Annotated in this window: 12 protein-coding genes; 7 read left to right on the forward strand and 5 right to left on the reverse strand. The window is 73.6% G+C overall.

Annotated features, from left to right (window positions below; translation table 11 throughout):
* Positions 1-552: 552 nt before the first annotated feature.
* On the reverse strand, positions 553-1,107 hold the full coding sequence (locus E6P78_RS27105) for a MarR family transcriptional regulator (RefSeq protein ID WP_018554149.1): 555 nt from the start codon (positions 1,105-1,107) through the stop codon (positions 553-555).
* A 156-nt stretch (positions 1,108-1,263) separates the two neighbouring features.
* Between E6P78_RS27105 and E6P78_RS27110 the strand changes: the two genes are divergently transcribed.
* Positions 1,264-2,571: an MFS transporter gene (locus E6P78_RS27110; protein WP_136206322.1), complete on the forward strand. Its 1,308-nt coding sequence runs from the start codon at positions 1,264-1,266 to the stop codon at positions 2,569-2,571.
* A gap of 9 nt (positions 2,572-2,580) precedes the next feature.
* Here the strand turns inward: E6P78_RS27110 and E6P78_RS27115 are convergent, their stop codons facing one another.
* The gene (locus tag E6P78_RS27115; RefSeq protein ID WP_136206290.1) at positions 2,581-4,242 is read right to left on the reverse strand and encodes a SpoIIE family protein phosphatase; all 1,662 of its coding nucleotides are present in this window, start codon (positions 4,240-4,242) and stop codon (positions 2,581-2,583) included.
* A 189-nt stretch (positions 4,243-4,431) separates the two neighbouring features.
* Positions 4,432-5,829 carry an NAD(P)/FAD-dependent oxidoreductase gene (locus E6P78_RS27120; protein ID WP_136206291.1) on the reverse strand — a complete coding sequence of 466 codons (1,398 nt, stop codon included), beginning with the start codon at positions 5,827-5,829 and terminating at the stop codon, positions 4,432-4,434.
* Positions 5,830-6,167: 338 nt separating this feature from the next.
* On the opposite strand from E6P78_RS27120, the gene E6P78_RS27125 reads away from it, so the two are divergent.
* Positions 6,168-7,052 (forward strand): helix-turn-helix domain-containing protein, encoded by an 885-nt coding sequence (locus E6P78_RS27125; protein ID WP_168712713.1) that lies wholly within the window; start codon positions 6,168-6,170, stop codon positions 7,050-7,052.
* A 298-nt stretch (positions 7,053-7,350) separates the two neighbouring features.
* The gene (locus E6P78_RS27130; RefSeq protein ID WP_136206292.1) at positions 7,351-9,471 is read left to right on the forward strand and encodes a sigma-70 family RNA polymerase sigma factor; all 2,121 of its coding nucleotides are present in this window, start codon (positions 7,351-7,353) and stop codon (positions 9,469-9,471) included.
* A gap of 131 nt (positions 9,472-9,602) precedes the next feature.
* Here the strand turns inward: E6P78_RS27130 and E6P78_RS27135 are convergent, their stop codons facing one another.
* Positions 9,603-13,337: a BTAD domain-containing putative transcriptional regulator gene (locus E6P78_RS27135; protein WP_136206293.1), complete on the reverse strand. Its 3,735-nt coding sequence runs from the start codon at positions 13,335-13,337 to the stop codon at positions 9,603-9,605.
* Between the two features lie 239 nt (positions 13,338-13,576).
* Positions 13,577-15,688 carry an asparagine synthase-related protein gene (locus E6P78_RS27140; protein ID WP_136206294.1) on the reverse strand — a complete coding sequence of 704 codons (2,112 nt, stop codon included), beginning with the start codon at positions 15,686-15,688 and terminating at the stop codon, positions 13,577-13,579.
* 1,299 nt (positions 15,689-16,987) lie between these two features.
* Between E6P78_RS27140 and E6P78_RS27145 the strand changes: the two genes are divergently transcribed.
* The 4 genes from E6P78_RS27145 (at position 16,988) to E6P78_RS27160 (ending at position 22,667) form a co-directional block, all read left to right on the forward strand.
* Positions 16,988-18,610 (forward strand): sporulation protein, encoded by a 1,623-nt coding sequence (locus E6P78_RS27145; RefSeq protein ID WP_136206295.1) that lies wholly within the window; start codon positions 16,988-16,990, stop codon positions 18,608-18,610.
* A gap of 93 nt (positions 18,611-18,703) precedes the next feature.
* Complete coding sequence (lhgO, locus tag E6P78_RS27150) at positions 18,704-19,954, forward strand: L-2-hydroxyglutarate oxidase (protein WP_136206296.1); 1,251 nt, start codon at positions 18,704-18,706, stop codon at positions 19,952-19,954.
* Positions 19,955-20,127: 173 nt separating this feature from the next.
* Positions 20,128-20,970 (forward strand): tRNA (guanosine(46)-N7)-methyltransferase TrmB, encoded by an 843-nt coding sequence (trmB, locus tag E6P78_RS27155; protein WP_136206324.1) that lies wholly within the window; start codon positions 20,128-20,130, stop codon positions 20,968-20,970.
* Positions 20,971-21,044: 74 nt separating this feature from the next.
* Positions 21,045-22,667, forward strand: coding sequence for a PrsW family glutamic-type intramembrane protease (locus E6P78_RS27160; RefSeq protein WP_136206297.1), 1,623 nt, complete (start codon positions 21,045-21,047; stop codon positions 22,665-22,667).
* Positions 22,668-22,703: the final 36 nt, after the last annotated feature.

Raw genomic sequence — 22,703 nt, forward strand, 5'->3', positions numbered from 1 at the left:
CGGTCTCGTAGGACTTTCAAAGGAACCTCCAACCTGCCGAAGCAGGCCGGGGTATCAACATATCTGGCGTTGACTTTTGGCACGCTGTTGAGTTCTCAAGGAACGGACGCTTCCTTTGTACTCACCCCTGCGGGCTTTCCTCCGGGCGCTTCCCTTCGGTCTTGCGTTTCCGACTCTATCAGACTCTTTCGTGTCCGATTCCCGGTCGAAGCGGGCCCTGCTTTTTCGCCTTCCAGTTCTTCGCTTTCGCGTTTCCCTTTCCGGCGAGTCCGACTCTATCAGATCCTTTCGGGCCTGATTCCCAGTCAGTGGGGCTTGTCCTCGCGGCTGTTGGGCCGTTCCGACGTCCAAAACTCTAGCGGATTCTCCCGGCGACTCATAATCGAGCCTTCGAAATGAATTCCGGCATGCCGAAATTTACCCGAGTGGGAGATCGTGCTGAGTTTTGGTTGCCGCATCCGCGGCGGGATCGTTTGCCGCAGAACCGTTCGGGCTCCGTGGCAACCCGGAGAACCATACGGATACCGACGGGCCGTGTCAACCCCCTCCTGGTCAGTCCAGGTCGGTGAGGCGGCCGCCCGCGTCCGGCTGGGCGTGCTCCACCCGGCGCAGCAGGCGGGTCAGCATCTCGCCGAGCACTCCGCGCTCGTCGCTTCCGAGGTCCTGGAGCAGGTCCTCCTCGAAGTCGGTGGCCATCCGCATCGCCTCCAGCCACTTCGTACGGCCCTCGTCCGTGAGCTCGACGATGACGCGCACGCGGTTGTTCTCGTCGCGGTCGCGGGTCACCAGGCCCTCGCCGGCCATGCGGTCGATGCGGTGCGTCATCGCGGCCGGGGTGAGGCCGAGCCGTTTGGCCAGCTCGCCCGGGCCGAGCCGGTACGGCTCCCCGCCCAGGACGAGGGTCTTGAGGACCTCCCACTCCGCGTTGCTGATGCCGAGAGCGGCGAGCTGTCTTCCGTACGCCACGTTCATCCGGCGGTTCAGCCGGCCGAGGGCGGAGACGACCTGTTCCACCTGTGGGTCCAGGTCGCGGTACTCGCGCTGGTAGGCGGCGATCTGCTCGTCGAGGCTCGGCTCCTGGAGTCCGGGCTCGGTGGTGTCAGACATGGCGCGCAGTATGGCACGCCCCTCGTAGCTGTCGAAGTCCTTCGGCCTGTAGTGTTGAGCTCCTAAGTTTAGTGCTAAAGTCTTCGGGTTCGAGTCGTTCGATCCACGACGACGCGGGGCTTCGAGAGCTTGAGGTAGGTGAGTGTGACCAGGGAAATGGGCGCAGCGCTGCGGCGAATCCAGCTGGGGAGCGCGCTGAGCGCGTTCGGGCTCGGGTTCACCGTTCCGTATCTGTACGTCTACGTGGCGCAGGTGCGGGATCTGGGTGCCGGTACGGCGGGAATCGTGCTGGCGGTCTTCGCCATGGCGGCGCTCGCCGTGCTGCCGTTCACCGGCCGGGCCATCGACCGTCGCGGGCCGTTGCCCGTGCTGATCGTCGCCTCGGTCGTCGCCTCCCTGGGCGCAGTCGCGCTCGGTCTGTCCTCGCAGGTCACCGCTGCCGTGCTGTCGGCGGCGGTGCTCGGCGCGGGTACGGCCGTGATGCAGCCGGCGCTCGCCACGATGCTCGTCCGGTGCACCGGCGCGAGTACGCGGACGCGGGCGTTCGCCATGCAGTTCTTCCTGCAGAACCTGGGCCTCGGCATCGGCGGGCTGGTCGGCGGGCAGATCGTCGACACGAGCCGGCCGGCCTCGTTCACCCTGTTGTTCCTGATCGAAGCGGTGATGTTCCTGGTGCTCGGCGCCATCGCGGCGACCGTGCGGATGCCCCGTACCCCCGTGCCCGCGCCGGGCGCGGTGACGGCGGAGGCGGCTCCGCGTGGCGGGCTGCGGGCGCTGCTCTCGCACCGGGCCATGGTGCAGCTGTGCGTGCTGGGCTTCGTGGTGTTCTTCGCCTGCTACGGGCAGTTCGAGTCCGGGCTCGCGGCCTACGGCACCGAGGCGGCCGGGATCGAGCCCTCGACGCTCGGCATCGCCCTGGCCGCCAATACCGCCGTCATCGTCGTCGCCCAGTTCGTGGTGCTGCGTCTCGTGGAGCGCCGTCGGCGCACCCGGGTCATCGCCGCGGTCGGTCTGATCTGGGCGTTCGCCTGGATCGTGGCCGGTTACGCGGGCCTCGGGCACGGCAGCCAGACCATGGCGACGGCCGCGATGATCTCGACGTACGCGCTGTTCGGGCTCGGTGAGTCGATGCTGTCGCCGACGGTCGCGCCGCTGGTCGCGGACCTGGCGCCGGAGTCGATGGTCGGCCAGTACAACTCGGCGTTCGCCCTGTGCAAGCAGCTCGCGCTGGCGGTCGGTCCTGCCGTGGGCGGGCCGATGGGGGCCTCGCTGCACGGCCCGTACATCGTGACGTTCGTCCTGTTCTCTCTGGGCATCACCGCGCTGGCGCTGCGGCTCGGCCGGCGGCTCACCCCCGTACAGGACCAGCCCTCGCTCGCGAATGTGCCGTCGCGGGTGGTGGCCGTGTCGGTGCCGCAGGAGGCACCGGCCGAGGTGCCGGCTCCGGTTGCCGCCGTGCACTGACGGCGGGTACTACCGCGGCAGGGCGAATTCGCACCACACCGCCTTGCCGCCGTCCGGGGTGCGGCGGCTTCCCCATGAGGTGGCGATCGAGGCGACGATGGAGATGCCCCGGCCCGCCTCGTCCGCCGGGTCGGCGCGGCGGCGGCGCGGCAGGTGGTCGTCGCCGTCGGTCACCTCGATGATCAGCCGGCGGTCGGTGCGGCGCAGGCCCAGGCGCATGGGCGGGGTTCCGTGCTGCAGGGAGTTGGCGACCAGTTCGCCGGCGGCGAGGACGCCGAGATCGCACAGTTCCACCGGGAAACGCCATGACGTGAGCACGCCCGTCGCGAAGGCGCGGGCGCGGGGGGCCGCCTCGGTGCCGCCGAGCAGATCGAGCGAGGCGTTGTGGAAGAGCTCCGCGGCGGCGCCCACGCGGGCGGGGTGCTGCACGACCAGGACCGCCACGTCGTCATCGTGTTCGGCGGTGACGTTGAGGGAACGGATCAGGCGGTCGCAGACCACCTGCGGTGCGCCCTTCGCACCGGACAGCGCCCTCTCCAGCGCGGCCACGCCCTCGTCGATGTCCTCGCTGCGGCGCTCGACGAGCCCGTCCGTGTAGAGGACGGCGGTGGAACCGGGCGGCAGGGGAATCGTGCCCGAGGTGTGCATCCAGCCGCCGGTGCCGAGCGGCGGGCCGATCGGGTCCTCCGCGCGGTGGACCGTGCCCTCCTCGTCGCGCACCAGGATCGGCAGATGGCCGGCGGAGGCGTAGACGAGCAGTCCCTCGTTGGGGTCGTGGACGGCGTAGGCACAGGTGGCGATCTGGCTGGCGTCGATCTCGGCGGCGAGCCCGTCGAGCAGCTGGAGCACCTCGTGCGGCGGGAGGTCCAGACGGGCGTAGGCCCGTACGGCCGTGCGCAGCTGGCCCATGACGGCGGCGGCGCGCACTCCTCGGCCCATCACGTCCCCGATGACGAGCGCGGTGCGGCCCGCGCCAAGGGTGATGACGTCGTACCAGTCGCCGCCGACCGCGGCGTCCGTGCCACCCGGCTGGTAGGTGGCGGCGATCCGCAGGTCGTCCGGCTGCTCCAGCTCCTGCGGGAGCAGTGAGCGCTGGAGCGTGACGGCGGTTTCGCGGTGGCGGCCCTCGCTGGCGCGCAGCCGTTCGGCCGCTTCGGCGTGGTCGGTGACGTCGGCCGCGTAGACGAGGACTCCGCCGTCGCGCCCCTTCTCCACGTCCTGGCGCACAGGGGAGCAGGTCACGGTGTACGAGCGGCCGTCGGCGGCCTTGCGGGACTTGACCGTGCGCGGGGTGCCGCTGCGCAGGACCTGGTCCATGAGGGGGAGCAGGCTGAGGTCGGTGAGCTCGGGCATGGCCTCGGCGGCGGGGGCTCCGCAGGGGCGGGGGCCGAAGGCGGCGGTATAGGCGTCGTTGACGTACGCGATGCGGTGGTCGGGGCCGTGCACCAGGGCGACGAGGGCGGGCAGCCGGCCCAGGATGTCGCGGGCGGAGAGGTCCTCCAGATCGGGCGCCGAGGGCAGGGGGACGGCGCCGGGCCCGTCCTGCGGCGGGCCGGCCCCGGGCTCGGCCCGGGCGTACTCGGCGCGGGCCGCCGGTACGGAGCTGTGGTCCTCCCGGGCGGCGCGACGCTGCGTACCGGGGAGGCGGGCGCTCCAACGCGTGAAGTTCACGGAATTTCTGGCCTCGTGTGTCGGTCTGGTCCGCTCGGGCGGGCTGCTTCCTCTGCCGGGGCGTCCCACCTGTCGGGGGCGTTCGTCGCCCCTGGGACGGTCTTCGCTGGTCACTGTCGGTTGCGGCAGGCCGGGTCACTCTGTGCCGATGTGGGCCCACCCATGGTCACACGTCCAGTGTGTCGGACCCTACTGACAGTCGTCCCCGTCGGGCCGTGGGCGCCTGCCCGCGGCGAGTTCGAACTCGGCTCTGGGGTGTTCCAGGGAGCCCAGGGAGACGATTTCGCGTTTGAAGAGGCCGGCGAGGGTCCATTCGGCCAGGACGCGTGCCTTCCGGTTGAAGGTGGGAACCCGGCTCAGGTGGTACATGCGGTGTATCAGCCAGGCCGGGTAGCCCTTGAGCCTGCGTCCGTAGATGTGCGCGACGCCCTTGTGGAGGCCGAGCGAGGCGACGGAGCCCGCGTAGCTGTGGCGGTATTCGGTCAGCGGTCCGCCGTCGAGCGCGGCGGCGACGTTGTCCGCGAGGACCTTGGCCTGGCGGACCGCGTGCTGGGCGTTGGGGGCGGTCGTGCGGCCCGGTTCGGCGGCGGTGAGGTCGGGGACGGCTGCGGCGTCCCCCGCGGCCCAGGCGTGTTCGGTGCCCTCGACGGTGAGCCGGGCGGTGCAGAGGAGCCTGCCGCGTTCGTCGAGGGGCAGGCCGGTGGCGGCGAGGAGCGGGGCGGGTTTGACGCCGGCGGTCCACACGAGGGTGCGGGTGGGGAAGCGGGAGCCGTCGCTGAGCACGGCGATCCGGTCCTCGCAGGAGTCGAGCCGGGTGTCGAGGCGTACGTCGATGTTGCGGCCGCGCAGTTCCCGTACGGCGTACCGGCCCAGCGATTCACCGACCTCGGGCAGGATGCGGCCGGTGGCCTCGACGAGAATCCATTTCAGGTCCTCGGCCTTGATGTTGTGGTAATACCGCGAGGTGTAGCGGGCCATGTCCTCCAACTCGGCGAGCGCCTCCACGCCGGCGTAGCCACCGCCGACGAAGACGAAGGTCAGGGCGGCGTCGCGGACGGCGGGGTCGCGGGTGGCGGAGGCGATGTCCATCTGTTCGATGACGTGGTTGCGCAGTCCGATGGCCTCCTCGATCGTCTTGAAACCGACGCCATGGTCGGCGAGGCCGGGGACGGGCAGGGTGCGCGAGACGGAGCCGGGGGCGAGGACGAGTTCGTCGTACTCGATCTCCAGGGCGCCGGTGCCGTCCTCGCCGCTGGCGAGTGTGGTGACGGTGGCGGTGCGCTTGGTGTGGTCGATGCTCCGGGCCTCGCCGACGACGATGGTGCAGTGCGGCAGAACGCGGCGCAGCGGTACGACGACGTGGCGCGGTGAGATCGAGCCGGCGGCGGCTTCCGGGAGGAAGGGCTGATACGTCATATAGGGCTCGGGCGCGACGACGACGATCTCGGTGTCGCCGCTTCTCAGTCTCTGCTTCAGCTTCCGCTGGAGGCGCAGCGCTGTGTACATCCCGACGTAGCCTCCGCCGACGACGAGAATGCGCGTGCCCGGCGGGGGGCCGGGGGGTGTTCCCCCGGAAGTTGAAGCCATCACCACCCCATGACGCAACGTGCACCGGAGTTTGTCCACAGGCCCGGCAAATTGTGTGACCGGAGGTTCCGGGCGGGCCGGTGGTGCGGGTCGGTCGCGTGGTGGGCCAGTCCCGCAGGTCAGGCATTGCGGTGCGGGGCAGGGTGGGGGGCCAATCGGTGACCAACCGGTCCTTGCTCCGATCGGGGGGCGCTCCGGGCGGAACTGCCCCCTTCTGAATTGACCCTGGCTCAACTATGTTCGTATGTCGTCGGGGTGCCGGACGGTGACCATCGGTCCACCCTCGACTGACACGGCGGGAGTCTCCGGGGGGAGACGTCATAACCGGGGGAACTGTTATGGACATTCAGGAATCGCATTGGCCGGCTACTGCTGTCGCGCCTGAAGAAGCCGGGCGCATGGGGGCAGTTGGCACCCTCAGCGGGGTGGGGACCACCACGGCCGCCCCGCCTGCGTCGGCGGTGGGCGCGCTGGGCAGCGCGCTCGGCGCCGCCTCCGCACATGCCCGGTCGGCCCCGCTGAGGGTGGACGCGCAGCGCAATCTGGAGCACGTACTGCGGGCCGCGCGTGAGGTGTTCGGGGAGCTGGGGTACGGCGCCCCGATGGAGGACGTGGCACGCCGGGCCAGGGTCGGTGTCGGCACGGTGTACCGGCGCTTCCCGAGCAAGGACGTGCTGGTGCGCCGGATAGCCGAGGAGGAGACCTCCCGGCTGACCGATCAGGCTCGGTCCGCGCTGGGGCAGGAGGACGAGCCGTGGTCGGCGCTCTCGCGCTTCCTGCGGACCTCGGTGGCCTCGGGGGCGGGGCGGCTGCTGCCCCCGCAGATACTGCGGGTGGGCGTGGAGTCCGATGACTCGACGGTCGTCGGTGAGGCGGGCGCCGTTCCGGCGGCGGAGCCGGGGGATGCGCGGGACGAGCCCCGGGTGCCCCAGCAGCGGCAGGAAGCGGGCGCGTCCGCGCCGCGGGTGGCCGGTCCCCGGTCCGACCGGGAGGTCGGTGGCGAGGATCTGGGTGCCGGTGCGGCCGAGCTGCTGGAGGTCGTGGGCCGGCTGGTCGACCGGGCGCGGACCTCGGGCGAGCTGCGCCGCGATGTGACGGTGTCGGACGTGCTGCTGGTCATCGCGACGGCGGCTCCTGCGCTTCCGGACGCGGCTCAGCAGGCGGCGGCCTCTTCCCGGCTGCTGGACATCCTGCTGGAGGGGCTGCGCTCCCGGCCCGAGTGAGGGAGAGGGACGGGATGACCCGAGTGAGGCAGAGGGACGAGGTGAGGGCCCGGCGAGGGCTTCGGCCTTCGACCGGGTGGCCAGGGCTTCGGCCGTCGACCGGGTGAGGAGTGCCCTGCCCTCCTCGCTGTCGCGTCAACCCAGCCGGTTGTTTCTTCCCGATTGAGTGCCCGCTAGTGCTCATATTCGGGAGGAGGCCCCGGATGAGTGGTTGGCGGGGCTGAGAGCCCGCCGCCTCGGCGCTCTGTGGCACGCTTGCCCGGTATTGGGTCCGATGGCGCATACGGGGGCGTCCGCGATGAGCGGTGAAGGGCAGAGGGAAGAGCCGTCCGACGGTGTGTCCACCACGGGCGACGGTACGGAGCCGGGCGGATCGCCCGGGTACCAGGTGCCGAGCCAGGCCGCCCGCGGACACCAGGCCGCCGCCCCCGGGCACCAGGCCGTTCCCGGACACCAGGCCGCCCCCGGACATGAGGCCGTCTCCGAACATCAGGGCGTCTCCGAACATCAGGGCGTCGGTGAGGGCGGCGGTGGCGGAACGGTCCTGCCCGGTCCGTGGCCGCCCGTGCCGGACGAGAGCGCGGGCCCGGCCGGGGCGGCGGAGGCGGGGCCTTCGTGTGCGGAAGCGGTCGACGTGGCGGCTTCCGTCCCGATGCAGCGGGCGGGGCGGGGCTCGGGTACTGCGGAGGGCTCCGTGCCGGGGCCGTCCGACGCGCAGTTGATCGCGCGGATGCGTGAGGGCGACGACCTCGCCTACGACGAGCTGTTCCGCCGCCACTCGCAGGCCGTGCGCCGTTACGCCCGCACCTGTTGCCGGGACGGGCACACCGCCGACGACCTGACGGCCGAGGTCTTCGCCCGGACCCTGCAAGCAGTCCGGGGCGGCAAAGGACCGGAAGAGGCGGTGCGCGCCTACTTGATGACGGCGGTGCGGCATGTCGCCGCCGCGTGGACGAAGACCGCCAAGCGCGAGCAACTGGTGGACGACTTCGCCGCGTTCGCCGCTCAGGCCGCGCGCACGTCGGAGGTGTCGGACGCGGACACCCTCGACCTCGGCGCCGATGTGCTCGCGATGCACGAGGCCGAGCAGTCGATGGCGATGCAGGCCTTCCGCAGTCTCCCGGAGCGCTGGCAGGCCGTCCTGTGGCACACCACCGTCGAGGAGGAGTCACCCAGCGCCATCGCCCCGCTCTTCGGGCTGACCGCGAACGCCACGTCGGTCCTGGCCAGCCGGGCCCGCGAAGGCCTCAAGCAGGCGTACCTACAGGCCCATGTGAGCCAGGCGCTCACCTCCGGCGGCGACTGCGCGCGGTACGCCGACCGGCTCGGCGCCTACGCCCGGGGCGGGCTGCGGATGCGGGCCGAGCGCGGGCTGCGGGGGCACCTGGACGAGTGCGCGAAGTGCCGGGTCGCGGCGGGCGAGCTGGCCCACGTCAACGCCGGCATCCCCGCGCTGCTCCCGGTCGCGGTCATCGGCTGGTTCGCCGCCGGGTACGCCCTCAAGGCGGCCGGAATCGTGGCGGGCGGCGCCGCCGGTGCCGCCGGTGCGGGTGCTGCCGCCGCGGCGACCGGAGGGGGTTCGTCCGCAGGCTCGGCCGGTGGAGCGGTGGCCTCCGAGGGGCTCGGCGCGCCGGCGAAGGCGGGGATCGCGGCGGCGGTCGTCGTCGCGGCGGCCGCCGGGCTCGTCTGGGCGCTGGTGGGCGACGACCAGCCCCGGCCCGAGGCGAAGCCGGTCCCCAAGCCCCCGGCCGTGGCGCCCGCGGTGCCCTCGCCCACACCCCCGAAGCCCGAGCCGACGCCGCCGAAGCCCGCGCCGCCGGCCCCCACGCCGCCGACGCCCACTCCCACCCCGACCGCGTCGCCTACGCCTACGCCGAAACCCAGGCCTACCCCTACGCCGACTCTCCCACCGGCGCCGAAGCCCACACCGACCCACACGCCCACGCCTACTCACACCCCGACTCCCCCGCCGCCTCCGGCGCCTGAGGTCTACCGGGTCAGCGAGCTGGCTTACACCCTGTTCGGCGACCACAGCGTCCCCGAGGTGGTGCTCGGCGAGAGCAGCTGGGTCTGGCAGCGTTCCGGCATGTCGATCGGCGGCTCGCGGTACGCACACGGGGTGACCGTCCACAGCCGTTCCTCGGTGGTCATCCAGCTGAACCGCCAGTGCACCCGCTACGAGGCGATGGCCGGCGTCGACGACCTCACCATGGGGCTCGGCGCCGTGCGGTTCTCGGTGTTCAACGGGGACGGGGCGCGGTTGTGGCAGTCCCCGGTGATGCGCGGCGACGACCCCGCCGTGCCCGTCGGGGTGAACGTCGAGGGCCAGAAGCGGATTCGGCTCGTCGTGGAGCCGGAGCATCCGTTCGGCAGGGTGGCCCTCGCCGACTGGGCCGAGTCGCGGATCAGCTGCCGCTGAGAGGCGTTGCGGGGCGTTGCGAGGCGTTGCGGAGCGGCTGGTTGTCGGTTGTCGATGCCGCTGAGGGGCGTTGCGGAGGGTGGGCGTCGGGCGTCGCTGCCGGTGGGCCTTGGGGCGGGGCCCCGGGCCTTTTACAGCACCGGGAGGTCCGCGACGATGCCCTCCAGGAGGTCGATGACGTCGTCGAGGGTCAGCTCGTGGCCCGCGGCGCGCTCCTCCTCGTAGCGCCGGGCACCCAGCTCCTCGCGGCACAGCCGCTCGACCGCGTCGATCTCGGCCTGCTCCCCCTCGGTCCTCGGACTCGACAGGTGCCGCCAGTTGTCGGCGGCTGCGACGATGCGGACGGCCGTGGCGTGGTGGCCCAGCGCCGACACGACGGTGACCGCGCCATCGGCCAGGTGCCCCGTGACGATCTCGGCGCACTGCGCTTCCTTCGCCGCGACCAGGGACGCGGTCAGCCCGCGCGCCCCGGCGCCGAGACCGCCGTCGGGCCCGGGCTCGTACACGGTGATCCGGGCCGAGAGGCCGCTCATCGCCACGGTGAAGTGCGACGGCGGGCCGCCACGCCCCGCCTGCTCCTGGGCGACGGCGAGCAACCGCCGGGCGTCTGCGATGTCGCGTCGGTGGAACGCCATGGTGGCGCGCAGGTAGTGGGTGTAAGCGGTGGCGTCGTGCGCCTGTTGGCGTTCCGCCTCGGCCTCCGAGCTGTCCAGCCTCTGCTGGGCGGCGGTCAGGTCGCCCGTGCGGTAGGAGAGTTCGGCGAGCCGTGCCAGGAGGAACGGGGCCTCGGCGTGTGCGCCGACCTCGCGGGCGAGCAGCAGCGCCTCCTCGTAGGCGGTACTCGCCTCGTCGTAGCGTCCGCGCATCATGCCCGCCTCGGCTGCGGCGCTCGCGACCTGGGCGCGCATCCACCGGTCGCCGACGCGGCGGCTCAGGGCGCGCAGCTCGGCGAGGTCGTCATCGATGCCGGGCATGCCGCCCGGCATGTCGACCAGCATGTGCGCGCGGAACATCAGGATGACGCCGTACTCCCAGGCGCCACCGTGTTTGCGGGCGTTGTCGACTGCCGCGTCGATCTTCGCCCGGGTGCCCTCCGTGGTCCCCGTGAGGTACGAGGTCATCGGCCAGAGCAGCCCGGGGAAGCGGACGCTCTGTGAGCTGGAGGCGGCGAAGGCGTCGGCCACCCGGTGCACGAGCGCATGGAGCTCGGCGTCGTCATGGGCCATCCCGGACTGCCCGCTCTCCGCCGCGAAGAAGAACCACAGCAGGTGGAGGTTCATCCGGGGCCAGTACCGGGGGTCCGACTCGTCGGTAGGTTCGGGGCCGAACGAGCGGGCCTTCCGGGTCCAGGCCAGGCCCTCCGAGCGGTAGTTGCGCAGCCACCAGAACCAGCCCATGCCCAGCACCAGGCGTGCCGCCTCCGGCTCGGAGGGATCGGAGGGCGCGGTGGTGCGCTGGAGGGCGGCGCGAATGTTGTCGAGGTCCGTCTCCAGGCGCTGAATCCAGGGGAGCTGGTCGCCGGAGCGCAGGCGCGGTTCGGCCTCCTCCACGAGCGCGAGGAAGTACGCGGTGTGCGCGCTCTCTGCGGCGGCGCGCACCTGCGGGGTCTCGGCACACCGCTCGACGGCGTACTCGTGGATCGTCTCCAGGAGGCGGTAGCGCATCTCACCGTCCACGGCCGGCGCGGCGACGACCAGGGACTTGTCGACCAGCGCGCCGAGCAGGTCGGCAGTGTCGGCGGCGGGGCGGCCGTCGCCGGCCGGTGTCCTGATGACGGCCTCGGCGGCGTTCAGGTCCCAGCCGCCCGCGAACACGGAGACCTGCCGCAGGGCGGTGCGTTCGTCCTCGTCGAGGAGGTCCCAGGACCAGTCGACAACGGCCCGCAGGGTCTGCTGCCGAGGCAACACCGTCCGGCTGCCGCCCGTCAGCAGACGGAACCGGTCGTCCAGCCGGTCCGCGATCTGACGTGGTCCGAGCAGACGCAGCCGGGCGGCGGCCAGCTCGATGGCGAGCGGCAGCCCGTCCAACCGGCGGCAGATCTCCGCGACGGCGTCAGGATCGTGCGCGGGCTCATGGTCGGGGTCGAATCCCGGGCGTACGGCCCTGGCGCGTTCGGTGAACAGGCGGTGGGCGGGGTCGGCGGGCAGCGGGTCGACCGGTCGTACGGACTCGCCGGGGACAGCGAGGGGTTCCCGGCTGGTGGCGAGGATACGCAGCTGCGGGCAGCGGGTGAGCAGGGTCTCGGCCAGCTCTGCGGCGGCACCGATGACGTGCTCGCAGTTGTCGAGGATGAGGAGCACGGGCGTGGAGCGTGAACCGTGGCCCAGGCGGTCGACGAGCAGATCGACCGGGTCGGTGCGCGGGAGGGTTCCGTCGAGGCTGTTGTCCCGCAGCAGCGCGGTCTCGCGTAGCCCGAGCGCGGAGAGCACGGCGCCCGGGACGGCGTCGGGGACCTCCACGGGGGCGAGTTCGGCGATCCAGACGTCCGGCGGAGTGGTGCCGGCGGGGTCCTGGCGTCCTGCGGACTCCTCGGCGAGGCGGGTCTTCCCGGAGCCGCCGGGGCCGGTGAGGGTGACCAGCCGTGACCGGGTCAGGTCGTCGTGGATGGCGCGGAGTTCGGGCTCGCGCCCTACGAAGGAGGTGAGCCGGGGGCGCAGGTTGCCCCGGGCGGGTTTCACGTGAAACAAGCTGGTTTCAGCGGGTGCTGGAGGTGCGGGGGCGAGGAGTTCGCGATGCAGGGCGGTCAGTTCGGGGCCGGGGTCGGTGCCGAGCCCGTCGGCGAGGGCGCGGCGCGCGTCCTCGTACGCGGCGAGCGCGTCGGCCTGCCGGCCGTCGGCGCGCAGGGCCCGTATGAGCTGGGCCCGGAAGCGTTCGTCGTAGGGGTGGGCGGCGGTCAGCTCCGTCAGCTCGGCAACGAGCGCGGCGGGGCGCGGGGCGGTAGGCGTGGCGTCCCCGTTGGGGGTGGTGCCCCCGTTGGGGGTGGCGTGGGCGTTGGCGGTGGCGTGGGCGTTGGCGGTGGCGTGCGCGTTGCTGGGCGCCCCACCCGGACTCGGGTCAGCCCCGGCCGCCGCCACGGACGCGCCCGTAAGGTGCGCATCGCCGGAAACGGCAGCGCCAGTGGGGTATCCAGCACCCCAAGCGCCACCGCCCGTCGGGCGCGCAACCCCGGAAACGGCACCGCCCGCGGGGCTCGCACCGCCAGAAACACCACCGCCTTCGGGGCGCCCAGCACCAGAACCGCCAGCGCCCAGGGGATGCCCAGCACCAGAAACGGCAGCACCCCTGGGATACTCACCGCCGAAAGCGGCCTCGCCCGCGGCCCCCTCCGGGCCGCCTCGTCTCTCCCCCGCCCCCGCCCCCGTCGCGCGGCGCAGGTCGGCCTCGATGCGGCGTTCCAGGGCGGCCAGGCGGTGGGCTTCGGGGCGGAGGGCGTGGCCGTGGTCGCGGTCGGGCAGGTCGGCCAGGGCGGGGCCGCGCCACAGGGCGAGGGCGGTCCGCAGGGTGCGGGCGGCCGCGTCCGGGGTGCCGGCGTCCAGCTCGGCCCCGCCCTGCCGGGCCAGCCGCTCGAACACGTACAGGTCGACGTCGTCCGGGTCGGCGGTGAGGCGGTAGCCGCCCGGGGTGCTGGCCAGCGCGTCCCTGCCGAGCACCCGGCGCAGCCGACCGACGAGGGCCTGGAGCGCGGCGGGGGCGTCGGCGGGTGGGTCGTCCGCCCAGACGTCGTCGATGAGCTCGGCGACGGTGACGGGGCGCCCCGGCCGCAGAGCGAGGGCGGCGAGAAGGGCCCGCAGCCGACTGCCGCCGAGGGGCAGCGTGCCGCCGTTCTCGTCTCGCGCCTCGGTGGCGCCCAGGATCAGATACCGCACGCCACCATTGTGTCCCGCCCGCCCCCCGGTGAGCAGCGGCCGGGCGGACCGGACCGTCTCCTTACGGCCCCGCCGGTTCCGCAGGGCCCCGCCGGTTCCGCAGGGCGTACGGCGGGACAGTGCAGGCAGGTCCAGGACCCGGCGGGACAGTGCGAGCAGGCCCATGACTCGGCGGGACCGGGCGGACGAGGGCCTGGCTACCTGTCCACCCCCGCTCCGCCGGTCACGCGCCCGGTGGGTCAGCCCTGGAGGGAGCGGCGCGCCGGGACGACCCCGCCGGCGACCGCGCGCTGGCGGGGGGCCGCCGTGCCTGTCCAGCAGGTGCCGCGCCGCGAGACGAGGCGGCGCAGCCACAGTTCGGTGGAGGCGAGGTCGGCGAGCCCGTCCAGGGGGAGCGGCTCGCCCTCGGAGGCCGCGCGCAGGGCCTTGCGTACGACGCGGGCCTCGACCAGGCCCGCGTCGGCGAGCAGCGGGGCGTCGAAGAGGGCGATCAGCTCGGGAAGGGCGGCGCCCAGACCGGTCCGGGTGACCTCGGTCGAGCCGGCCTGGGAGGGGGCGCCCCAGCCGGGCGGCAGCTCGTGGATGCCCGCACCGGCCAGGACGCGGCGCAGGATCGCCGCGCGGGCTCCCGGCTGGACCCGCAGGGACTCGGGAAGCGCGCGGGCGGCGCGTACGACCTGGTTGTCGAGGAAGGGGGCGTGCAGCCGCTGGCTGCGGATCTCGGCGGCCTGCTCCAGGACGCGGTGGTCGGCGGCACTGCGGGCGAGGGCGGCTCTGGCGCGGGCCTCGCCGGGGCGCTGGACGGAGGAGGGGCGGATCGCCGCCTCCTGGAGGCGAACCGATACTTCAGCGAGTGCCTCTCCTGTGAGCCACCGGGCGGCGGGCCCCGGCCTGGACCAGGCGAGCGCGGCGAGCGAGGCGTCGGCCGGGGTGTCGAGGCCGGGCGCGAGACGGTTGGCATCGGGCAGCCGGACCGCCGCCGTTTCGAGGCCGGTGCGGTAGGAGGTACGGGCGAGCCGCCGGGCCGCCCGGTAGACGGTCAGCGGGACGAACAGGGAGTGGGCGGAGGGTCCTTCGGCCTTGGCGAGAGCGGCGACCGGGCGCAGCAGGTGGCGTCGGCGCCGGTCCATCAGCAGGTCGGCGAGACGGGCCGGGTGGGCGTCGAGCACCTGCCGGGCGCCGGCCCCGACGAAGTGGTCGGCGCTGCCCGCGGAGAGCCGGCGCCGGTGGCGTTCGGCGAGGACGAGGGAGGGGGCCGGTTCGTCGGTGAGCGCACCGGCGCCCAGTTCGGCGTAGGGCAGGGCCTCTTCGCCCGCTGCGACGACGACGTGGTGCAGGCGGGGGTTGGCCGCGATGGCACGGGCACGTTCGAGTTCGGCCTCATGGGCGCGGGTCGTCAGGTCGTTGAAGGTGACGGCGAGCAGCCGCTCCCCCGCGCCGGTGCCGTGGCCCAGGATCGTGCCGGGCAGCCCGGGGAGGCCGGCGGCCAGCAGGGCGAGGGTCGCCGACGCGCTGCCGCCGGAGAGGTCGGCGCCGATGCCGGGCACGGGCGCGCCCCGGGCGGCGCGGCGTTCGGCCGGGCCCATGCCGGGGACCGGGCCCGGGTCGGGCGGCAGGGTCTCCGGGGCGTGGCGCGGGGCCAGCAGCCGGGCGCGCACCGCTTCGACCAGGGCGTCGCGCACGCCTTCGACTGCGCTCACCGGGTCGAGCTCGGGCGCGGCCACGGCGAGGGAGGCCACGGCCTCGTACCCGGTGATCTCCCGCGAGCCCTCGCGGAGGATCAGGGCGTGGCCGGGCGGGATGCGCTTCACGCCCGCGTAAGGGGTGCCGTCGCGCAGCGCCTCCGGGGTCTCGGGGCAGGCGAGCAGCGCGGCCAGGTGGCCGATGTCCAGCTGCGCCTCGATGAGGTCGGCGAGGGGGAGGGCGGCGGTGGCGTAGGCCGTGCCGCCGGCCCAGGGCGTGTAGAAGACGGGGCGGGCTCCGGCGAGGTCGCCGACGACGGTGATCCGGCGGCCGATCTGGACGACTGCCGTGTAGCTGCCGGTCCATGCGGTGAGGTGGCGCAGGGCTCCGCCACGGGCGGCGAGCAGGCCGACGCGGAGCTGTTCGTCGGTGGCGCCGCAGCAGCCGAGCACGGCGAGCCGGACGGTGGGGGCGCCCTCCACGGTGTCCACCCGGACGATGCGGATCTCGTCGGGCCGCCAGTCGCCGACCGCCCAGAGCGGATCGGGGTCTGCCCAAAGGAGTTGGGAGCCCACGGGGTGCATCGTGCGCCCGTCGTCACTGCCGCCCACCGCCCCGGCCGTGCCGAAGCTCGCGGCGATACTGCTCCAACCCACCAACCAACGCATCGCCGCCTCCACAGGCTGTGGACAAAAACGGCGCGGCAGGGAAGCACCCGGAGAACTCCGGTGACGGTCGGCGCCGTTGCGGACATGCTGCCACGACAAGGGCGCACAGGAGTGACTACGGACGGCGCACGTCGTGAGCGCATGCGCCCCTGGCAAAGGCCACAGGGCGGCCGCCGGAACAACCGGGCCGCGAACGGCCCGCGCGCGTCGGGCGCGCCGTCAACGGAGTTTCGGATTCCGGGCGTTGCGTTCCCCGCACCCACTGCGCGCGAACGGCCCGGTTCCGGCCACCTCCCGCAGCCGGCGTCGGCGGTCGCGGAGATGTCCGCGCACCCCTCGGCTCAACCGCGACCGACCGTCGACATCCGGCCAATCTTTGAAGGGGAGGGAACCGACGGGGAGGCGGCGAGTCGCCCCGTTCATCCGTATATCTCCATATTCGTGTGACGCTTTGCCGGGCGGCGCCCCCGATCCCCCGCACGCCCGGCAAACGCCTGTGGAACGTCCCCGCGGAACCCGGAACACACGGCCCGGGAGGCGGGCTTCGCCCCCCGGACCGGTCCACCGCCCGCGGGGAATGGGGCGGTGATATCCCCCAGCCCCTGTGTCCTGCACAGCGGGCCGATCCACGCAGCACCCATGCAAGCGCCGGCTCCGGGGCCGGGCCAGAGCGCACGTACGGGCGCACGGCCACACACCGGGGTGCACGCGCGGGCACCCCCGGACCGGCCTCGGCAAAGCGGCCCGGAGCGCCGGGAACACGGCCTCGCCCGTACGCCCCCGATGCCCGTCCGCGCTGGTCGGCGGGCAGGACGCAGCCGGGCTTCCGGACCTCGGCGGCCACCGAAGGCCGGGCTTCCGGACCTCGGCGGCCACCGAGGGACCGCCGCACGCGCCACCAGCGGCCCCAGATGGGCAGGCCGGCGCGCCGACCCGGAAACCTCCACTCGCCCTCCCCCTCACCCCCGCAATTCCCCCGCCCCTCCTCCGCCCTTCCTCCGCCTCGCGTTCGCCCCTGCCACCCCGTACGCCTCTCGCGTGCTCATCCGCCACATGACTCCCCGCGAGCGGCCGCGACGGACAACAATCCCGCCATACGGACGTCCAGCCCTTAACGGTAGGGATGCGACGAACTACGCTGGGTTTACTGATGTTCTCAGCAGGGCGGCATATTCCCCGGGGCACGGCCAAATGCGTGTGCGGGCGGAGTGACGGGGTTCGTCCCTGGGGAGAACACGGTACGAATGCCGCGCGCCGTGACGGTGACGCGGCTGCCGTCTGTGTGTCGAGGGGTGGCCCATGTCCAGGGAGCAACGCGGACCGAACGAGAAGCTCGGCACCGTTCTCGCCCTCGCGGGAATCAGCAACGCCGGGCTCGCCCGGCGTGTCAACGACCTCGGGGCGCAGCGCGGTCTGACCCTCCGGTACGACAAGACGTCGGTCGCCCGGTGGGTCTCCAAGGGCATGGTGCCGCAGGGCGCCGCGCCCCATCTCATCGCCGCGGCGATCGGTGCCAAGCTCGGCCGGCCCGTTCCGCTGCACGAGATCGGGCTCGCCGACGCCGACCCGGCGCCGGAGGTCGGGCTCGCCTTCCCGCGCAACGTGAGTGAGGCGGTGCGGTCGGCCACGGAGCTGTACCGGCTGGATCTGGCCGGACGGCGCGCGGGCGGCGGCGGGATCTGGCAGTCGCTGGCGGGCTCGTTCTCCGTGAGCGCGTACGCCACCCCCGCGTCCCGCTGGCTGATATCCCCCGCCGACGCGTCGGTGGCACGCACGTCCGCGACCGTCGCGGAGCCGCCGCCCGGCACACAGGGCGCGCGGGGCGCATCGGGGGCGCACGGCGCATCGGCGACGGCCGGGGCGCAGGGCCAGCAGGGCCTGCCCGGCGCGGCCCTCGCCCCGCCGGCACCACCCGCCCAGGGCGGCGGCACGCTGTCGGCCCCCGGACGCAGTCTGATGATCCCGGCCCAGCCCGGTCCCGAGTCCGGGCCCGACGCCTCCTCGCTGCGCGTCGGCCACAGCGATGTGTCCAAGCTGCGCGAGGCCGCCCAGGACGCGCGCCGCTGGGACTCCAAATACGGCGGCGGGGACTGGCGTTCGTCGATGGTTCCGGAGTGCTTACGCGTCGACGCGGCACCGCTGCTGCTCGGTTCGTACAGCGACGAGGTCGGCCGGGCGCTGTTCGGCGCGGCCGCCGAGCTGACCCGGCTCGCCGGCTGGATGGCCTTCGACACCGGTCAGCAGGAGGCGGCCCAGCGGTACTACATCCAGGCGCTGCGCCTGGCGCGGGCGGCGGCCGACGTGCCGCTCGGCGGTTACGTACTGGCGTCGATGTCGCTGCAGGCGACGTACCGCGGCTTCGCCGACGAGGGCGTCGACCTCGCGCAGGCCGCCGTCGAGCGCAACCGTGGCCTCGCGACGGCCCGCACGATGAGCTTCTTCCGCCTGGTGGAGGCCCGGGCCCACGCGAAGGCGAACGACGCGCCGGCTGCGGGGGCCGCGCTCAAGGCGTCCGAGAGCTGGCTGGAACGTTCCCGTGACGGCGACGCGGACCCCGCGTGGCTGGGCTTCTACTCGTACGACAGATTCGCGGCCGACGCCGCGGAGTGCCACCTCGACCTGAAGGCACCCCGCCAGGTGCGGCGCTTCACCGAGCAGGCGCTGTCCCGGCCCACCGAGGAGTTCGTCCGCTCGCACGGGCTGCGGCTCGTGGTGTCGGCGGTCGCCGAGCTGGAGTCGGGCAATCTGGACGCGGCCTGCGCGGCGGGCACCCGGGCCGTGGAGGTGGCGGGCCGCATCTCGTCGGCGCGGACCACCGAGTACGTGCGCGACCTGCTGCACCGGCTGGAGCCGTACGGGGACGAGCCGCGCGTCGTCGAGCTGCGCGAGCGGGCCCGCCCCCTGCTGGTCGCCCCGGCGTAGACCTCCCGCCCCTCGGGGAGCGCCGCGCTCGCCCGCACTGGTTTGAAGGCGTTGTCAGTGGGTCAGTGCACTATCGGGGTGGGAGGTGGCGTGATGATGACGCACGCGGCGTACGACTGCGATGTGCTGGTGATCGGCGGCGGGATCGTCGGCCTGTCGACCGCGTACGCGCTCACGCGGACCGCACCGGGCACGCGGGTGACCGTGCTGGAGAAGGAGCGGGCTCCGGCGCGCCACCAGACGGGCCGCAACAGCGGGGTGATCCACAGCGGGATCTACTACCCGCCGGGCTCCCTCAAGGCCCGGTACGCGCTCCGCGGCGCCGCCGAGATTGTCGACTTCTGCCGGGAACACGACATCGCGCACGCGGTGACCGGCAAGCTGATCGTCGCGACGGACCGCGCCGAGCTGCCCCGGCTGCACGCCCTGGTTCAGCGCGGCCGCGAGCACGGCCTGCCGGTGCGCGAGCTGGGGCCCGCGCAGATCGCCGAGTACGAGCCGAGAGTGCGGGGCCTCGCCGCGATCCGGGTGGGCACGACGGGGGTGTGCGACTTCCGGGCGGTGGCCGGGCGGCTCGCCGAAGAGGTGCGCGGCGCGGGCGGCCTGATCCGGCTCGGTGCCGAGGTCACCGCGATAGACCGGCGCCCTTGGGGCGTGGCCGTGCGCACGGCCGACGGCCTGGTGGTGCGGGCCCGGGTGCTGGTCAACTGCGCGGGGCTGCACTGCGACCGCATCGCGCGGCTTGCCGGCGACGATCCGGGGATGCGGATCGTGCCGTTCCGGGGGGAGTACTACGAGCTGGCCCGACCGGAGCTGGTGCGCGGCCTGGTCTATCCGGTGCCCGACCCGGCGTTCCCGTTCCTCGGTGTGCACCTGACCCGCGGCCACGACGGCGGCGTCCACGTCGGGCCCAACGCGGTTCCGGCGGCGGCCCGCGAGGGATACGGCTGGCCCGTCGTCCACCCCCGCGAGCTGCTGTCCACGCTGAGCTGGCCGGGCTCCTGGCGGATCGCCCGAAACCACTGGCGGTACGGGGTGGGCGAGGTGCACCGCTCGTTGTCGAAGCGCGCGTTCACCCAGGCCGTGCGGCGGCTCCTGCCCGAGGTGACGGAGGACGACCTGCGCCCCTCGCCGGCCGGCGTCCGGGCCCAGGCCGTGCTGCGGGACGGCACCCTCGTGGACGACTTCCTGATCCGCGAGGCCCCGCACACCGTGCACGTGCTGAACGCCCCGTCGCCCGCCGCCACCGCGTCCCTGCCCATCGGCCGGGAGGTGGCCCGCCGGGCGCTGCTCCGGGCCGGGGCGGCGGGGTGGAAGCCGCCCGCACCGGCGGCCGTCGAATAGCCGAGTAGGGGCGCTGGAGGCCGCCGGACAAGGAGCGCCGGAGCCCATGGGGAGTCCCGTGCCCGTGGTCGCCGAGTGACCCGTGCCGGAGCCCGTGGGGGCCCCGGGCCCGTGGTCGCCGAGTGACCCACGCGCGGGCGGCCCCGTAGAATCAGGGCATTGTGTCTGAGCCCTTGAACCCCTCCCGCCCGACGCCCGGCGACGCCGCCGCGCCGGACGGCACCGCGTCCACCACCGCCGGAATCCCGGACGATCTGCGTGCCGCGTCCCTGGACCGCGCGCGCCGGCTGCGCCAGGAGCCCCGCTTCCCCGGCGGCCCCGCCGCCGACCCGGCCGGCTCGCACCACGAGCGCCGCATCCGCAGCTTCCAGCCGCGCCGCAGCCGGGTCACGCCCGGCCAGCAGGACGCCCTGGAGCGGCTGTGGCCGAAGTGGGGCCTGGACATCGACGGGCTGCGCGTCCTCGACCTGCCCACCATGTTCGACGGGCTCCCGGTGGTCCTGGAGATCGGCTTCGGCATGGGTGAGGCCACCGCGCAGATGGCGGCCGACGACCCCGGCACCGGCATCCTCGCCGTCGACGTGCACACGCCCGGCCAGGGCAACCTGCTCGGTCTCGCCGACCGGAACGGGTCGTCCAACATCCGGGTCGCCAACGGGGACGCGATCATCCTGCTGCGCGAGATGCTGGAGCCGGACTCGCTGGACGGGCTGCGGGTGTACTTCCCCGACCCGTGGCCCAAGACCCGCCACCACAAGCGCCGGCTGATCCAGCCGGAGTTCCTCGACCTGGTGGCGGGGCGGCTGAAGCCGGCGGCGGTCCTGCACTGCGCGACCGACTGGGAGCCGTACGCCGAGCAGATGCTGGAGGTGCTGACCGCGCACCCCCGCTTCGAGAACACCGCGGCCGACGGCGGCTACGCCCCGCGTCCCGCGTTCCGGCCGCTGACCCGGTTCGAGGGGCAGGGCCTGGACAAGGGCCATGTGGTGCACGACCTGCTCTTCGCCCGCCGCTGATCCGGGCACCTCGCACGCCCCGGGCCGCGTCCCGCGCCATGGCCGTTGTCAGTCGCGCTCGTTAGGGTCATGGGGTGTCCGACGGGTCTGTTCAGCGACAACGGCAGGATCAGCCGGCCGTCCCGGTGCTCGAGGAGCAGCGGGTCGGCGAGATCCTGGCCGCCGTGCCGGAGCGGGGCCAGTGGCGTTACCGGCCCCGCCGCGTCGGCGTGCTGTGGCGGAATCGGACGTTCCGCGTGTTCGCCGTCTTCACGCTGCTGGCGCTCTGCGGTGCGGTGATCCTGGCCCTGGTCCGCGACGAGACCGGGACCGAGGGGTTCCTCGTCGGTCTGGGGCTGGCCGTGCTGCCGGTCCCGGTGCTGATGACGGCCTTCCGCTGGCTGGACCGGGTCGACCCCGCTCCGTGGCGCAACCTGCTGTTCGCCTTCGCGTGGGGCGCGTGCGCGGCGGCCCTGGTCGCGATCCTCGCCAACTCCTTCGCGACCCAGTGGATCGCCACCGCCGACCCGGGCAACGCGGACACCCTGGGCGCCACCGTCATAGCCCCCGTGGTCGAGGAGAGCGCCAAGGCGGCGGCGGTCCTGCTGCTCTTTCTGTTCCGCAGACGGCAGTTCACCGGGATCGTCAGCGGCATGGTCGCCGCCGGTTTCACCGCGACGGGTTTCGCCTTCACCGAGAACATCCTCTATCTGGGCAACGCCTTCGGCGAGGACCAGCAGCTGGGCTCCGGCTTCGCGTCGGTGACCGTGATGACGTTCCTCGTACGGGCGGTGATGACGCCGTTCGCGCACCCGCTGTTCACCATCCTGACCGGCATAGGCCTCGGGATCGCCGCGAGCAGCGCGCCGCGCCAACGGGTCAGGCGCATCGCGGCCCCGCTGCTGGGCCTGCTCCTCGCGATGGGCATGCACGCCCTGTGGAACGGCTCGGCGACCTTCGGCCGGTACGGCTTCTACGTGGTGTACGGGGTCTTCATGGTCCCGGTCTTCGGCCTGGTGACCTGGCTGGCCGTCTGGTCGCGCCGCAGCGAGCTGCGCACCCTCGCCGTGGAACTCCCGGTGTACGCGGAGGCCGGCTGGCTGTCCGCCGCCGAACCCCTCACCCTCGCCTCGATGCGGGCCCGCGCCCTGGCCAGGAACGCGGCGCGCCGACGGTACGAGGCGGCGCCCGGCCCGTACGGCCGGTACCACCCGGCGCACGCCTCCTCGTACACACGGGCCGGGTCCAGGGAACACGGCAGGGCGGCGGCCCGTACGGTCGCCGAGTACGAGGCGTTCGCGACGTCCCTGGCCTTTCTGCGCCGGCAGGTCCGCCGGGGCACGGCCGACCCGGACTTCGCCGTCCGCGAGCTGGAGCTGCTGCACCACCTGTGGCAGCGCAGGGACGTCGCGGGCCCCGCCCTGGCCTACGCGGCCCAGGTCACGCACCGGGTACGCGCCCACCGCGTCGCTCCGCCGCCGGGCCCGTACCCGTGGTACGGGACGCGCGGACCAACCGGCCCGTACGGCCCCTCGCCGTACGCATACCCCTCGCCGTACGCACACCCCGCACAGCCGCATACCGCCCGGACGACCTACGGCCAACAGCCCTACGGCCAACAGCCCTACGGGCACCAGCCGCCAGCACACCAGCAGCCGTACGCGCAGCCGCCGTACACCGCCCCGCAGCAGACCGGCAGCCCTGACGTCGGGGGGTGAGCGTCAGGACTGCCGGGGCTCGGGAGGTGGAGGAGG

The organism is Streptomyces sp. A0958 (assembly GCF_004795035.1).
Classification (GTDB): domain Bacteria; phylum Actinomycetota; class Actinomycetes; order Streptomycetales; family Streptomycetaceae; genus Streptomyces.